The 13,605-nt window shown below is 63.0% G+C and carries 11 protein-coding genes and 3 tRNA genes; 1 reads left to right on the top strand and 13 read right to left on the bottom strand.

What is annotated here, in order from left to right; all coding sequences use genetic code 11:
* Positions 1-127: 127 nt before the first annotated feature.
* Both tsf and rpsB read right to left on the bottom strand, forming a co-directional pair.
* Complete coding sequence (tsf, locus tag AC5RVB_RS07170; RefSeq protein ID WP_227904369.1) at positions 128-967, bottom strand: translation elongation factor Ts; 840 nt, start codon at positions 965-967, stop codon at positions 128-130.
* 130 nt (positions 968-1,097) lie between these two features.
* The gene (rpsB, locus tag AC5RVB_RS07175) at positions 1,098-1,964 is read right to left on the bottom strand and encodes a 30S ribosomal protein S2 (RefSeq protein ID WP_227904368.1); all 867 of its coding nucleotides are present in this window, start codon (positions 1,962-1,964) and stop codon (positions 1,098-1,100) included.
* 459 nt (positions 1,965-2,423) lie between these two features.
* Between rpsB and AC5RVB_RS07180 the strand changes: the two genes are divergently transcribed.
* Positions 2,424-3,017, top strand: a complete 594-nt coding sequence (locus tag AC5RVB_RS07180) for a M23 family metallopeptidase (RefSeq protein WP_494142315.1) — start codon at positions 2,424-2,426, stop codon at positions 3,015-3,017.
* Between the two features lie 73 nt (positions 3,018-3,090).
* On the opposite strand, the gene AC5RVB_RS07185 is transcribed toward AC5RVB_RS07180, so the two are convergent.
* From AC5RVB_RS07185 to AC5RVB_RS07235, 11 genes are all read right to left on the bottom strand, one after another.
* Positions 3,091-4,275, bottom strand: a complete 1,185-nt coding sequence (locus AC5RVB_RS07185) for an acyl-CoA dehydrogenase family protein (protein WP_227904366.1) — start codon at positions 4,273-4,275, stop codon at positions 3,091-3,093.
* A 186-nt stretch (positions 4,276-4,461) separates the two neighbouring features.
* A tRNA-Ile gene (locus AC5RVB_RS07190) sits at positions 4,462-4,535 on the bottom strand.
* A 77-nt stretch (positions 4,536-4,612) separates the two neighbouring features.
* Positions 4,613-5,812 (bottom strand): glycosyltransferase, encoded by a 1,200-nt coding sequence (locus AC5RVB_RS07195; protein WP_494142316.1) that lies wholly within the window; start codon positions 5,810-5,812, stop codon positions 4,613-4,615.
* Positions 5,813-5,823: 11 nt separating this feature from the next.
* Positions 5,824-6,747 (bottom strand): DMT family transporter, encoded by a 924-nt coding sequence (locus AC5RVB_RS07200; protein WP_227904364.1) that lies wholly within the window; start codon positions 6,745-6,747, stop codon positions 5,824-5,826.
* A 63-nt stretch (positions 6,748-6,810) separates the two neighbouring features.
* The gene (locus AC5RVB_RS07205; RefSeq protein ID WP_494142317.1) at positions 6,811-7,452 is read right to left on the bottom strand and encodes a CDP-alcohol phosphatidyltransferase family protein; all 642 of its coding nucleotides are present in this window, start codon (positions 7,450-7,452) and stop codon (positions 6,811-6,813) included.
* A 39-nt stretch (positions 7,453-7,491) separates the two neighbouring features.
* On the bottom strand, positions 7,492-8,214 hold the full coding sequence (locus AC5RVB_RS07210) for a phage holin family protein (protein WP_494142318.1): 723 nt from the start codon (positions 8,212-8,214) through the stop codon (positions 7,492-7,494).
* A 173-nt stretch (positions 8,215-8,387) separates the two neighbouring features.
* Positions 8,388-9,824 carry a sugar porter family MFS transporter gene (locus AC5RVB_RS07215; protein ID WP_227928974.1) on the bottom strand — a complete coding sequence of 479 codons (1,437 nt, stop codon included), beginning with the start codon at positions 9,822-9,824 and terminating at the stop codon, positions 8,388-8,390.
* A gap of 317 nt (positions 9,825-10,141) precedes the next feature.
* The gene (locus AC5RVB_RS07220; RefSeq protein WP_494142336.1) at positions 10,142-11,326 is read right to left on the bottom strand and encodes an NAD(P)-dependent malic enzyme; all 1,185 of its coding nucleotides are present in this window, start codon (positions 11,324-11,326) and stop codon (positions 10,142-10,144) included.
* A gap of 294 nt (positions 11,327-11,620) precedes the next feature.
* Positions 11,621-12,994 carry a cation:dicarboxylate symporter family transporter gene (locus AC5RVB_RS07225; protein ID WP_494142319.1) on the bottom strand — a complete coding sequence of 458 codons (1,374 nt, stop codon included), beginning with the start codon at positions 12,992-12,994 and terminating at the stop codon, positions 11,621-11,623.
* Positions 12,995-13,136: 142 nt separating this feature from the next.
* A tRNA-Asn gene (locus tag AC5RVB_RS07230) sits at positions 13,137-13,212 on the bottom strand.
* A gap of 267 nt (positions 13,213-13,479) precedes the next feature.
* A tRNA-Asn gene (locus AC5RVB_RS07235) sits at positions 13,480-13,552 on the bottom strand.
* Positions 13,553-13,605 lie beyond the last annotated feature (53 nt).

Raw genomic sequence — 13,605 nt, forward strand, 5'->3', positions numbered from 1 at the left:
GCATAGATGCTGATGCTGCTTTTAAGACTAGTTAGCTGTTCTGGACAGGCAAAAGGGGTGGTCACCCGTGGTGACCACCCCCTCTGTCATGATGACGTTTTCGTCGGAACCGTTATGGCCTAAGGAATTAGGCGCCTACACGGAAACGGGCGAATCCAACGGGTGCAACCCCGGCTTCTTCGAGCACCTTGCCGACGGTCTTCTTGGCGTCCTTGGCGAACGGCTGGTCCAGCAGGACGATTTCCTTGAAGAAACCGGTCAGACGGCCTTCAACGATCTTGGTCAGCGCGCCTTCGGGCTTGCCTTCCGCACGTGCGGTCTCGTCGGCGATGCGGCGTTCGTTCTCGACGGTCTCTGCCGGAACTTCGTCACGGGTCAGGTAGGTCGGAGCGTAGGCAGCGGTGTGCACGGCGACGTCGTGGGCGGCCGTGGCAGCGTCTGCGCCTTCGCCGTCAACGGCGAACAGCACGCCGACCTGTGCCGGAAGATCCTTGGAGGTCTTGTGCAGGTAGGCATCAACGGTCTTGCCTTCGATGCGTGCCACGCGGCGGACAACAACCTTCTCGCCCAGGATGGCGCCTTCCTCGACGACAACCTCGGACAGCGGCTTGCCGTCAACGTTGTAGGCAAGGAGGGTTTCGGCGTCGGCAGCAGCGGACTCAACAGCGGCGGCCAGCACCTTGTCAGCCAGTTCGATGAACTTGGCGGACTTGGCAACGAAGTCGGTTTCGCAGTTCAGTTCGATCATGACACCAACGGTGCCGTCGATGACCTTGGCAGCAACCAGGCCCTCAGCGGTGGAACGGCCTTCACGCTTGGTAGCGCCCTTCAGGCCCTTGATGCGGATGAGCTCCATGGCCTTGTCGGCATCGCCGTTGGCCTCGTCCAGAGCTTTCTTTACATCCATCATGCCGGCGCCGGTGCGCTCGCGCAGTGCCTTGATATCAGCAGCGGTGTAGTTCGCCATTTGGACTCCAGTCCTCCCGTTATAAGTATTGGTGCGGTTCCGCCAGTGCGGCTGGTCGGGAATCCCGGCCAGCCGCACCAACAGATACCCGGTCCCGGCGTTAGATCACCCGGACCAAGGAATTCGTTCTTTACTTCTCAGTTACTTCGGCGGCCGGAGCGTCTACGACGGCGTCGACTCCTGTTGCTTCAGCGGCGGGGGCCTCTGCAGCGGCTTCGGCTGCGGGGGTCTCTGCAGCGCCTTCAAGCAGTTCGCGCTCCCACTCGGCCAGCGGCTCGGCCGCGGCTTCGGTGTTCCCGGACTTGTTGTGGCGGACCATCAGGCCTTCCGCAACGGCATCGGCGATGACGCGGGTCAGCAGGTTTACGGAGCGGATGGCGTCGTCGTTGCCCGGGATCGGGAAGTCGACGTCGTCGGGATCGCAGTTGCTGTCCAGGATGGCAACAACGGGGATGTTCAGCTTCTTGGCCTCGTCAATGGCCAGGTGTTCCTTCGGGGTGTCAACAACCCAGAGCAGGGACGGTGCCTTGGTCAGGTTGCGGATACCACCGAGGTTGTTCTGCAGCTTGGTCAGTTCACGCTTGAGGAGCAGGAGCTCCTTCTTGGTGTGGCCGGAGGAAGCAACGTCCTCGAAGTTGATCTCTTCGAGTTCCTTCATGCGCTGGATACGCTTGGCAACGGTCTGGAAGTTGGTGAGCATGCCACCGAGCCAGCGCTGGTTGACGTACGGCTGGCCAACACGGGTGGCCTGCTCGGCGATGGCTTCCTGGGCCTGCTTCTTGGTACCGACGAACAGGACGGTTCCGCCGTGGGCAACGGTGGCCTTGACGAACTCGTAGGCACGGTCGATATAGGACAGCGACTGCTGCAGATCGATGATGTAGATGCCGTTGCGCTCGGTGAAGATGAAACGCTTCATCTTCGGGTTCCAACGGCGGGTCTGGTGACCAAAGTGGACGCCGCTGTCGAGCAGCTGGCGCATTGTAACGACGGGCATGTCGTCACTCCTTCCGGCAGCAGCCGTGCGCACGGCGCACTGGTCCTACTGCCTATTGACGGTTTTAGCTGTACGCCCGGGCGGGCGGAGCTCCTGGTATCCATCAGCCGAATTCCTGTGAGGGCTTCCAGCGTGCCTCCCCTGCCGGCATTGCCGGACCGTTGGAGATGCACCCCCGTGACGGGGATAGTTGGGATACGCGTAGTCAGATTCCCGTGCGTATGGGTGCTGCCCCGGACAATGATCCCGGACAGCCCGCGGAGTGAACAGAACAAGTCCGTTGGTTTCAATCCACGCAGGCCACATGGCACAGCAAGCTGCTCCGTCAAGTGTACTACAGCGCCGGGGACCAAACGCACGGTCCCGGACCATTCCTCCCCATGGCAGCGGCAATGGTGCGCGCTCCACACGGGGAGGGTTCCGGCGGCGTTATCTGCACCTGGACAGCATGCTGGCCCCATGAGGATATTCCCGTCCCTGCCGCTGGTGGCGCTCCTTCTGGTGGCAGTGCTCCTACCGGCCCCGCCTGAGCCGGCACCGGCTGTCCCTGTCTCCACAGGGCGGGTGGGCGGTGCCCGGTTTGCCGCGCCGTGGTCGTGGCCCCTGAGTCCGGATCCCGCACCGATCAGATACTTCGATAAACCCGTCCAGCCGTGGCTCGCCGGGCACCGGGGTCTTGACCTGGCAGCGACGCCGGCCGCTCCGGTTCTCGCCCCGGCGGACGGCTACGTTGTTTTCGCCGGCGTGGTGGTGAACCGCCCGGTGCTCACCATTGACCACGGCAGCGGACTGAAATCCAGTTTTGAGTCGGTGACAGCGTCTGTGGGCACGGGTACCTTCGTGGCGCGGGGAACCGAGGTCGGCACGGTGGCGTCCAGTCCGGAAGTGCACTGCAGCGGCAACTGCCTTCACTGGGGTGTGCGGCTGGAGAAGGAGTACGTCAATCCTCTGGACTACGTCCTGGACCGGCGGCCGTCCGTGCTGCTGCCCGTCGGTAATTCGGCGGCAGTGGGACGCGGGCCGCTGTTCCGGATCCCGCGTTTCCGGTTTTAAACGTCCCGGCCGGGTCCTATGCAGGACCCGGCCGGGGTTCTTTACTGGTCCCGAAGACGGGATGCGGCGTTACTTAGACGAACGCGGCTACACCCGTGATCGCACGGCCGGTAACCAGAGTATTGATCTCGTAGGTGCCTTCATACGAGTAGATTGCCTCGGCATCGGCGAAGATCTTCGCCATGCCGTAGTCGGTGACAATGCCGTTGCCGCCCAGGATACTGCGGCCGAGGGCAACGGATTCGCGCATACGGGCGGTGGTGAAAGCCTTGGCAAGTGCGGACTGCTCGTCCTTGGCCTGGCCGAGGTCTTCCAGCTGGGCCAGGCGGACCATCATGCCCAGCGAGCTGACCGTGTTGCCCAGGATCTTTACCAGCTGTTCCTGCACCAGCTGGAAGGATGCCAGCGGCTTGCCGAACTGGTGGCGTTCCACCGCGTACTTGCGGGCAACATCAAAGGCAGCCATCTGCTGGCCCACGGCCTGCCAGGCTACGGCAAGGCGGGTAACCTTCAGCACCTTGTTGGTGTCGCGGAAGCTGTTGGCGCCCTTGAGGTGGAAATCGTCGCTGACCACCACGTTGTCCAGCACGATGTCCGCGTTCTGCACGGTGCGGAGCGCAATCTTGTTTTCGATCTTCGTGGCGCGGTAGCCGGGGGTCTTGGTGTCCACGAGGAAACCCTTGACCTGGTTGTCTTCAACGTCGCGGGCGTAGATGACAACCCAGTCGGAGAACGTGGCGTTGCCGATCCAGCGCTTTTCGCCGTTGAGGATCCAGTTGTCCCCGTCGCGGCGTGCGGTGGTGCGGGTGCCGCCGGCGACGTCGGAACCGCCGAGCGGCTCCGTCAGGCCGAAGGCGCCGATCTTCTTCATGGCGTAGATATCCGGCAGCCAGGCTGCCTTCTGCTCTTCGGAGGCCAGTGCCTCAATGGAACCGGTGAAGAGGCCGTCATGCACACCCAGGAACGTGGCGAACGAGGTGTCCGCGCGGGTGACCTCAGCGTGGCAGAGGCCGGCGAAGAGGTTGGAGTAGCCCTGGCGGTAAACCGGGCTCATTACGTCGAGTTCGGCGATCTTGGGGATCATGTGGTGCGGGAATTCACCGGCGTTCCACCAGTCAGCGGCGTGCGGTTTGACCTCCGCGGCAAGCCAGGTCCGGATTTCATGCAGACGGTCGCGCTCCTTGTCAGTGAGCAGGTCCTCGAATGCGTAGAAGTCGCCGTCCGGGTACGGAAGGTTGTCGACGTCGATAGTTGCCATGGAAATATCCTTCGCTGCTGATCATCGGTGATCTGCCGGCCCCCGTGGGGAACCCGCTGAGCCAATGTTACCCATCAGTAACAAGGATCACAACGTCGATTAAAACAAACACACCCCGGCCCGAAGACCAGGGTGTGTTTGCGGCAATCCGATGCGTCACATACGGACGACTCGCATCACCACCGGTAGGGCTGGTGGGGCTTGAACCCACGACCCACGGATTATGAGTCCGCTGCTCTGACCAGCTGAGCTACAGCCCCATAGGTACCGGTGCGCCTTACGGGCAACGTTGCCATCCTAGTGTGTACGGACGCCGCGGAACCAATTCAGCAGTTTGTCACCGGGCGGGAATGCCTTCCACGGGCACACCGCGGTACAGACCCTCAAAGGTGGCCAATGTGGCCTCCAGGCTGTGCCGGTCCACCATCTCCCGGCTGTAACTGCCCATCGCCTGACGGTCCTCCGGCGCGAGTTCCAGGATCTCCGTAATGCGCCCGGCGAGTTCGTCACTGTCTCCGGGCGTAAACAGGTACCCGTTACGGCCCTTTTCCACCAGGTGCGGCAGTGCCATGGCATCGGCCAGCAGCACGGGCTTGGACGCGGACATGGCCTCCAGCGTTACCAGGGACTGCAGTTCAGCGGTGCCCGGCTGGCAGAACAGGTCCGCCTTCAGGTACGCCTGGCGAAGTTCCTCGTCCGAGACCAAGCCGCGGAACACCACCCGGTCCCCCAGCCCCAGCTGCTGCGCCTGTGCCTGCAGGGCAGGCTTGACTTCCCCGCCGCCGACAATTTCGGCACGTATGCCCAGCTCCGGCGGTGTCTTGGCCACGGCATCGATCAATACGTCCACGTGCTTTTCCTCAGCCAGCCGGCCGACAAACAGCACTGTGGGTCCCGGATGCGGCTCAATCTGCTCCCCCGGGCGGGGTTCGTAGACCGAGGCGTCAATGCCGTTGGAGAGCGGCATGACGTCATGCAGGAAGGCGTGGCGGTACATGGCCTCGGCGGCCAGCGGAGTGGGCGTGGTGACCACCTGCGCCTGCCCCATGACCTTGCCCATGTCCTTCCAGGAGTTCTTCGCCACAATCCGTTTGACCCATTTGGGGAACGGAAGGAACGGGTCCAGGTTCTCGGGCATGAAGTGGTTGGTGGCGATGACCCGGATGCCGCGCTTGCGTGCTTCGTAGAGCGTGTACTCCCCCACCATGTAGTGGCACTGGATGTGCACCACGTCCGGCTGCACCCGGTCAAAGAGCAGTGCGATTTCCTTCTTGATCTCCCATGGCAGGCAAATGCGCCAGTATTCATGGGTCGGGACGCCGTGCGAGCGGAGCCGGTGGACCGCCCACTCACCGTCAAGATCGGTGCGGCTGCCGCCGTCGACGTCGTTCGGGGCCAGGACGTGCACGTTGTGGCCCCGCCCGTGCATGCCCCGCGCCAGCCGGTAGCCGAACTGTGCAGCGCCGTTCAGATGCGGAGGATAGGTGTCACAGGCAATCAGGATCGTCAGCGGTTTTTGTACCGGCGTTTCGGTCACGTTGGAGGTCCTTATCGGTGTTTCGGATTCTTTGAGGCCAGCTTCTGCCGCCTCCGCTCTTCATTCCGCCGCTGGATAACATCAGGGTGGTACCTCGAGAGGGCTATGACCCCAACAATAGCAATCAGGGCTGCGACAGCCATGGCAACGGCGGCCACTGCGGGCACGTCGGGGCGCAATTCATGCAGCACGGAGATGCCGATGGCGATCCCCACCATCGGATCAATAACGGTCAGGCCGGCGATCACCAGGTCCGGGGGGCCGCTGGAATATGCGTTCTGCACAAACCATGAACCCAGTGCGCCGGCCGCAGCGATGCCCACGATGGTGTACCACGGGACGTTCAGCAGGAACCGGCCGTTGGGGTTGAGCAGGTCCCCGGCGATGATCTTGGTCAGCACGGCCACAAAACCGAACAGGATCCCCGCCCCGAGGATGTGCGCAATGGCGCCGAGCCGCTTGCCGAACACCAGGTTCAGGGTGCCGAAGAACGCCACCACGACGGCGAGGATCAGCACAATGGTCACTTCCTGGGCCGGCTCCACCTCCTGCTGGCTGCGGGTGACCAGGATGGCCAGCGACACAAACAGCATGCTGCCCGTGACGCAGGCAGTGATGGCGGCGACAGTGATGCGGTTCATCCGCAGCCCCTGGTCGCGCGAGTTCACCACCGTGGTGATCACCAGGGCAATCGAACCGATCGGCTGCACCACGGTGAGCGGGGCCATGGAGAGTGCGGCCACGTTCAGGGCCATGCCCGTACCCAGCAGCAGAAGGCCGAAAAGCCATCGCGGATTGCGCAGCAGCCTGCTGAGCTGGGAAGAGTTCAATGCCAGTCCGCCGGTGTCGGCGCGGACGGCGCTGCCCTGGCGCTGGGCGCCAAAGGCGAGGAAGAAGGCGCTGGCCAGGGCGCAGGCGACGGCGATCCCTACCATCAGCAGCGTCCTGCCGCAGTTCCGGCCCGGGAAACGCCCAATCCGGCGGGCACCCGGATGGTTCTAGGGAACATGGCCGGTTCCGGTTCCGGCCGGGACCTGCTCCTGCAGGTGCTGGTATTTTCGCCAGGCGGCAGCGAGATAGCCGCCCGCCGCTGCAATGTGCCCGAAGCAGCCAAGGACCAGCACGATGGTGCCGGCCGCGGCGAGCCCGGGTGAGTCGAATCCGGGGACCCGGTTCAGCAGCAGCAACGGGGCGCCCACCAGCAGAAGGGCGGTTCGGACCTTGCCGATGGTACTCACCGGAAGGTCCGGGCTGCCGCGGAAGAGCACCAATGCGTTGAGGATCAGGACAGCATCCGGAACGGCAATGCTGAGGATCAGCCAGGCCGGGGCGATGCCGTCCAGCACAAACGTGGCCGAGACGATTATCAGGGCCAGCCGGTCCGCTACCGGATCAAGCCACTGGCCGGTGGTGGAAACCTGGTTGAGCCGGCGGGCCAGATAGCCGTCAATCCAGTCGGTGGATCCCACAATGACCAGTGTGAGGAAGGCGCTGCCGTAGCGGTCCTGGGCAATGAAAAAAACAAACAGCGGAATGCCCAGAAAGCGAAGGACCGTGACCAGATTCGGTATGGTCCAGAACCTCTCCGACACGGTCAGTTCCATGTCGGGACGTGTTCCGGCACCGATGAGTTTGATCACGGTCCGTTCCCCTCGTTCAAAAAGATGTACGAGTACAGCTTACTTTTGGGCGAGCCGGCGGAACATTATGACCATGGCGAGCAGGGAAGCGCCCATGACCGCCAGCGGCTGCCAGCGTTCCCTGATCATGGCCAGTACATCGTCTGCCTGCCCGGAGCTGGAACCGGCGCCGGTGTTGGCGGTGGAACGGGAGCCTGCCGCACGGCGGGACTTCAGCTCCTGGATACGGGCCTTGACGTCCACCTTTTCGCCCAGTCCGTCACGGACTGCGGCAAGGTGTTCGCGACGCTGGCGTGCGCGGGTCCGCAGTTCCTCAGGGGTCGGCTGCTTCGGGCCTTCAGGCTTGTCAGCCTTCTCCGCCTTTTTGTCCTTCTTCTCCTTCGGTTCCTTGGGCTTGTCCAAGGTGGCCGGATCGAAGCGGCGGCCTTCCTTCAGTACGCCGACGTCGTAGCGCAGTCCGCGGATGGCCTCTTCGGGCAGCAGCGGCAGGGTCTTCTTGAAACGGCTGAAGCCGATCAGGCCTGCAATTGCCGCGATCACGAGGAAGAATGCGGCGACCAGGAGTGCCGCCAGCCAGCCGGGCATGACCAGCGACAGGGCAAGGATGCCTGCCACCAGCAGCGAAATGGCCAGGGCTGCGAGCAGCACGAGGGCCACCACCATAAGAGCCGCGGCGATGCCCGCCTTAATGCCCTTCTGTTTCATTTCCGCAGTGGCGAGGGCAAACTCGTCATTCAACTGGCGCGGTGTCAGGCGAGCCATGACCTTTGCCAGCCCCACCAGCGAAGAGCTCCCCGCCGTTCGCTGTGTCCGAGTGCTAGCAGAGCGGTTCATGCGCCCAGCCTCCGTCCCCTGTTCAGTGTTCACCGTAGCCATAACCCCAAATTACCATTCTCCTCAGTGTTCTCAGCCTGCTCATCTGTATCAGCCGCCCGTCAGGACGCCTCAAGGCCCTCACGGTCCTCAAGCTCGCGGCCGGAGAGTTCGGGAAGCTTGGTTTTCACGAACCAGAAGGACAGCACCGCGAATGCGGTAAAGATGCCGTACATGATCCACACCCCGAAGTTATCGCTTACCCACGGGAAGGCAAGGGTGACGATGAAGTTGAAGATCCAGTTGACCATGGCCCCCAGCCCGAGGGCGAGGGATCGGATGTTGTTGGGGAATACTTCGCCCAGGGTGACCCACATGACCGGCCCCCAGGTGGCGGCGAAGAAGACCACGAACAGGTTCGCACCCACCAAGGCCACCGGGCCCCAGATGCCCGGCAGCGAAACTTCCCCGGCAACGTCCTCGGCCTGGAAGAAGGACACGGTGGCAGCGAGCAGGCCCACGAACATACCCGCGGAACCGATCATCAGCAGCTTGCGCCGTCCGATGCGGTCCACAAAGGCGATGGCAACCAGGGTCATCACCACGTTGACCACGGAGGTGATGACCGACGTCGTAAATGAATCGCTTTCGCTGAAGCCCACAGACTTCCACAGAGTGGTGGAGTAGTAGAAGATCGCGTTGATGCCCACCAGCTGCTGGAAGGCGGCAATGGCCATGCCCACCCAGAGGATCGGCTGCAGGCCGAACTTCGGCCCGCGCAGGTCATGGAAGGTCGGTTTGGGGCTCTTGAAGCTTTCCCGGATCTCCCGGATTTTCCGGTCAGTGTCCGTCACCCCGGAGATGCTGCTGAGTACCGTTGCCGCCTCGGCGTCGCGGTTGCGGCGGACCAGGAACTGCGGGGATTCGGGGATGGTCAGTGCCAGCACACCGTAGACAATTGCCGGGAGAACGCCCACCAGGAGCATCCAGCGCCAGGCAGCCAGTCCCCACCACAGTTCCCCGAGGGCGCTGCCTGCGCTGTTGGCCAGGAACGCGTCGGAAAGCAGTGCGGCAAAAATACCGATGGTGATGGCCAACTGCTGCACGGAGCCCAGGGCACCGCGCCACTTGGCCGGGGCAACTTCTGCAATATAGCCCGGGGCGATGACAGATGCGGTACCGATGGCGAGGCCGCCGATCAGGCGCCAGAGCATCAGGTCCCACTCGGAGAAGGCGAAGGCTGAACCAACGGAGTTGGCGGCAAACAGCACGGCGGCGCCCACCATCACCAGCTTGCGTCCGAGCCGATCCGCCAGCTGTCCGGCAAACCATGCGCCAACGGCACAGCCCAGCAGTGTGATGGCAACGGTGAAGCCGAGGATGCCCGGGCTGAGCGTGAACTCTTCACCAATGGCATCCACCGCGCCATTGATAACCGCGGTATCGAACCCGAAGAGCAAACCACCCACAGCGGCAGCGACGGTAACGCCGATAACCTTTCCGGGGTGGGCTATCCGTTCGGATCCGCCCTGATTAGGTCCTGGCTGAGTCGCGCCCATCGACCGTTCCTCGATTTCTGTCCGTTAGCTGCGTACGTGTGACTGGTGTCAAAACACTTAAGCCTACGCACAACCCTAAGCATGCTTGTTCAAGCACGGTAGCCGAAGGGGGCGAACGACGGCGCATCAGGACTAACGATCCGCCTTCCAGCGGGTGCCCGGCCCGGAAAACCGGGTATTTTACGTGCAACGGGAGCGGGCACCGTACGTAAAAAAAGCAATCCGGATCACATTCCGCGGAGGCCTTCCAGGGCCGGCCGGCCGCCGGGACGGCGGTTCCGGCCCGCCGGTGAAAGTGCGGGCCTGGCCGGCTGACGCTAGGCGGTGGCGGCTGCAGCGACGGCTGCAGCCACCGCCGGGGCGACCCGCGGATCCAGCGGGCTGGGCACGATGTACTCCGCCGTCAGCTCTTCACCCACCAGGTCCGCAATGGCGGTGGCTGCGGCCACCTTCATCGCCGCCGTGATCCGGCGGGCACCGCTGTCCAGCGCACCGCGGAACACGCCGGGGAAAGCGAGCACGTTGTTGATCTGGTTCGGGAAATCGCTGCGTCCGGTTGCAACGACGGCGGCATAGCGCCGGGCGGTTTCCGGATGCACTTCGGGATCCGGGTTGGACAGGGCGAAAATGACGGCTTCGGGAGCCATGCCGGCAAGGATGTCTTCAGCGACAGTGCCCGAAGACACCCCGATAAACACATCTGCATCCTGCAGTGCTTCGGCCGCACCCCCGGCCACCCCACGCGGGTTTGTCCGCGCTGCCAGATCAGCTTTGACGCTGGTCAGGTCGGTACGCGCGGAACCCACCACGCCCTTGGAGTCCAGCACCACGACGTCGGGTATCCCCGCTTCGAGCAGGATGTTCGCGCAGGCGACACCGGCAGCCCCCGCTCCGGAAATCACCACGCGCAGTCCGGCAAGCTCACGTCCGGTTACCCGTGCAGCGTTCCGCAGGGCAGCAAGCACCACAATGGCGGTTCCGTGCTGGTCATCGTGCATAACCGGGCAATCCAGTGCTTCAATCAGGCGCTGCTCAAGCTCGAAGCAGCGCGGCGCCGAAATGTCTTCCAGGTTCACCGCCCCGTAGCTGGGCCGCAGGCGGACCAGTGTTTCGATGATTTCATCCACGTTGGTGGTGTCCAGCACCAGGGGAATCGAGTTCAGACCGCCGAAAGTGCGGAATAGTGCGGATTTTCCCTCCATAACGGGCAGGGAAGCCGCGGGGCCAATGTCCCCCAGTCCCAGCACAGCCGTGCCGTCGCTGACCACAACCACCAGGCGTGAGGCCCAGGTATGCGAGGCAGCGAGTTCGGGTTCAGCTGCGATGGCGCGGCTGACCTGCGCAACACCGGGCGTGTAAGCAATGGAGAGCGCCCGCTTGGAGTCCAGCGGAAGCCGGGTTTCCACCGAAAGCTTCCCGCCTTCGTGCGCGGAAAATATCTCGTCGGTAGTGATCGGTTCAGTGTTCGATGCGCTGGCGTGGGTGGGGTTGCCGTCCATCATGGTGGGGGCCGTTTCAGTAGTGGACATAGCGGTGCTCCTGCTGTTGGTTCCTATGGAAGGTCCGCTGGCTGCCCTTCGGATACACGGGCACGCTGGCAACGGATACCGGGAGCCTTAGGGCTCCGGGCCAGAGGCAACAGGATGGGATGCCTTTTCCACCCGGAGAGGCGGAGGTCCGGTGATGCCGGGACCGCCCTGCCGGGTGCGATTAGTGAAAGTGTAAACGCACGGCACGGCCTGCGGGCAAGTCCGGCACGCCCGGGCCTGCCTAAAAGACACCTGTGCGTCGAAGGGTTACGGGAGCTTTGCGGAAGAAGCCCGCTCAGCCGCCGCCGGTTCTTCCTCCGTATGCAGAGCAAGACCCGCGGGCACCGCTGTTCCGTGTCCGGCGAACGCCTCCAGCATTGCCTGCCGGTCCAGCTGCCCTTCCCACTTAGCCACGACAAACGTCGCCACGCAGTTTCCCAACAGGTTCACCACCACCCGCATGGAATCCATCAGCCGGTCCGCGCCGAGGAGCAGGGCAACGCCGGCCACAGGGAACAGCCCCAGGGCAGCTGCCGTGGCGGAGAGGGCCAGGAAGGATGAGCCGGGAACCCCTGCCATGCCTTTGGACGTCAGGAGCAGAATCCCCAAAGCGCCAAGCTGCTGTTCGAAACTGAGGTCGATGTTGAAGGCCTGTGCCAGGAACACGACCGAAATGGACAGATAAATGGCCGCGCCGTCCAGGTTGAAGGAGTATCCGGTGGGGATGACCAGGCCGGTGGTTGCGCGCGAGCATCCGGCGTTGGTCAGTTTGGTCATGATCCTCGGCATCACGGACTCCGTGGATGCGGTCCCGAGGGCAAGGAGGAACTCTTCCCGGGTGTACTTAATGAACTGCCAGAGCGGCACCCCGGCGAAAACCCGGGCGATCACAAACAGGACACCGATGAAGAGCAGGGCAGCGCCATAGCAGGCGGCAATGAGTTTGGCGTAGGTGCCCAGTGTTGAGAGGCCGTACTGGCCGATGATGAAGGCCATCGCACCAAAGGCACCGATGGGGGCCAGCCGCATGATCCAGGACATCACCTTGAAAATAATCTCCAGGGTCCCTTCCATCACCCGCAGGACCGGTTCGCAGGTCTCTCGCCCGCTAACCACGGCTGCCGCGCCAAAAAAGACTGAGAAGAAAAGAACCTGCAACAGGGAATTGGATGCGAAAGCGTCAAAGACGCTGACCGGAATGATATTCAGGATAAATTCGGCCGGCGATGCCACTTCGGCTGAGGTTTTTACATCCAGGTCCGACGTGTCCAGGCCGGACGGGTCAATGTTCAGCCCCGCGCCCGGCCGGACCACGTTGCCCACCACCATCCCGAAGAGGAGGGCGAAGCTGGACGCGGCCAGGAAGTAGGCAAGTGCCTTCACGCCAACGCGCCCCACTGCCTTCACATCGCTGATCCGGGCGATACCGGTGACAATCACCAGGAAGATCAAAGGCGCAATGATCATTTTAATCAGCCGGATAAAGCCGTCACCCAGGACTTTGAAGGCAGCACCGACATCCGGCCAGACATACCCCACAACCACGCCCAGGATTACGGCAATAAGCAATTGCACAAATAACGATTTGTAAATCTTCGAGTGAAGGAATGTAGGGCGTTTCGGACTTATCGGCTCTGTCATGGCTCCACCCTAGGAAGCGGGGGTTTCGCGGGTGTTTCCGCTGTGCAACACCTGACTACATGTAGCGGCCGCCGGGAACCGGGCCAGCCGGCCAAACAAAAAGGGCCTGCATCCGGCAGAAACCCGGATGCAGACCCTTTGCTGGCTCCCCCGACTGGACTCGAACCAGTAACCCTTCGATTAACAGTCGAATGCTCTGCCAATTGAGCTACGGGGGAAAGCGGCGTCCTCAACTATACAGCAAGTTTGCGGTGCTAACGAACCAGCAGCCGCCGCCGCTCCGGTGGAACAGGCACAGACGGCCAGCGCAGCCTTCGTCGCGGCGGTGGCGACAGGAGGGGCCCGAACCAAAAGCCGGGGCCGGGCGGAGCCACGGGGCCGCCTTCCCCTGCCAGTCCCAGGACAGGATAAGCGGACGGACCGCCTGTCCGGGCATAAAAGAAGCCCCTGACCTGCGGTAATGCAGGTCAGGGGCTTCCTGTTTGCTCCCCCGACTGGACTCGAACCAGTAACCCTTCGATTAACAGTCGAATGCTCTGCCAATTGAGCTACGGGGGAAAGCGGCAGGTTTTACTTTACAGAGATTTCCCGCCGAAACGAAATCGGCGCCC

The organism is Arthrobacter sp. Y3225209 (assembly GCF_059090685.1).

Excerpts from the sequence above, each read along its gene's own strand:
- AC5RVB_RS07225 (WP_494142319.1), bottom strand. The coding sequence starts at position 12,994 with ATGACAGAGCCGATAAGTCCGAAACGCCCTACATTCCTTCACTCGAAG.
- AC5RVB_RS07210 (WP_494142318.1), bottom strand. The coding sequence starts at position 8,214 with ATGGCTCGCCTGACACCGCGCCAGTTGAATGACGAGTTTGCCCTCGCC.
- tsf (WP_227904369.1), bottom strand. The coding sequence starts at position 967 with ATGGCGAACTACACCGCTGCTGATATCAAGGCACTGCGCGAGCGCACC.
- AC5RVB_RS07215 (WP_227928974.1), bottom strand. The coding sequence starts at position 9,824 with ATGGGCGCGACTCAGCCAGGACCTAATCAGGGCGGATCCGAACGGATA.
- AC5RVB_RS07185 (WP_227904366.1), bottom strand. The coding sequence starts at position 4,275 with ATGGCAACTATCGACGTCGACAACCTTCCGTACCCGGACGGCGACTTC.
- AC5RVB_RS07200 (WP_227904364.1), bottom strand. The coding sequence starts at position 6,747 with ATGGTAGGGATCGCCGTCGCCTGCGCCCTGGCCAGCGCCTTCTTCCTC.
- rpsB (WP_227904368.1), bottom strand. The coding sequence starts at position 1,964 with ATGCCCGTCGTTACAATGCGCCAGCTGCTCGACAGCGGCGTCCACTTT.
- AC5RVB_RS07220 (WP_494142336.1), bottom strand. The coding sequence starts at position 11,326 with ATGATGGACGGCAACCCCACCCACGCCAGCGCATCGAACACTGAACCG.
- AC5RVB_RS07180 (WP_494142315.1), top strand. The coding sequence starts at position 2,424 with ATGAGGATATTCCCGTCCCTGCCGCTGGTGGCGCTCCTTCTGGTGGCA.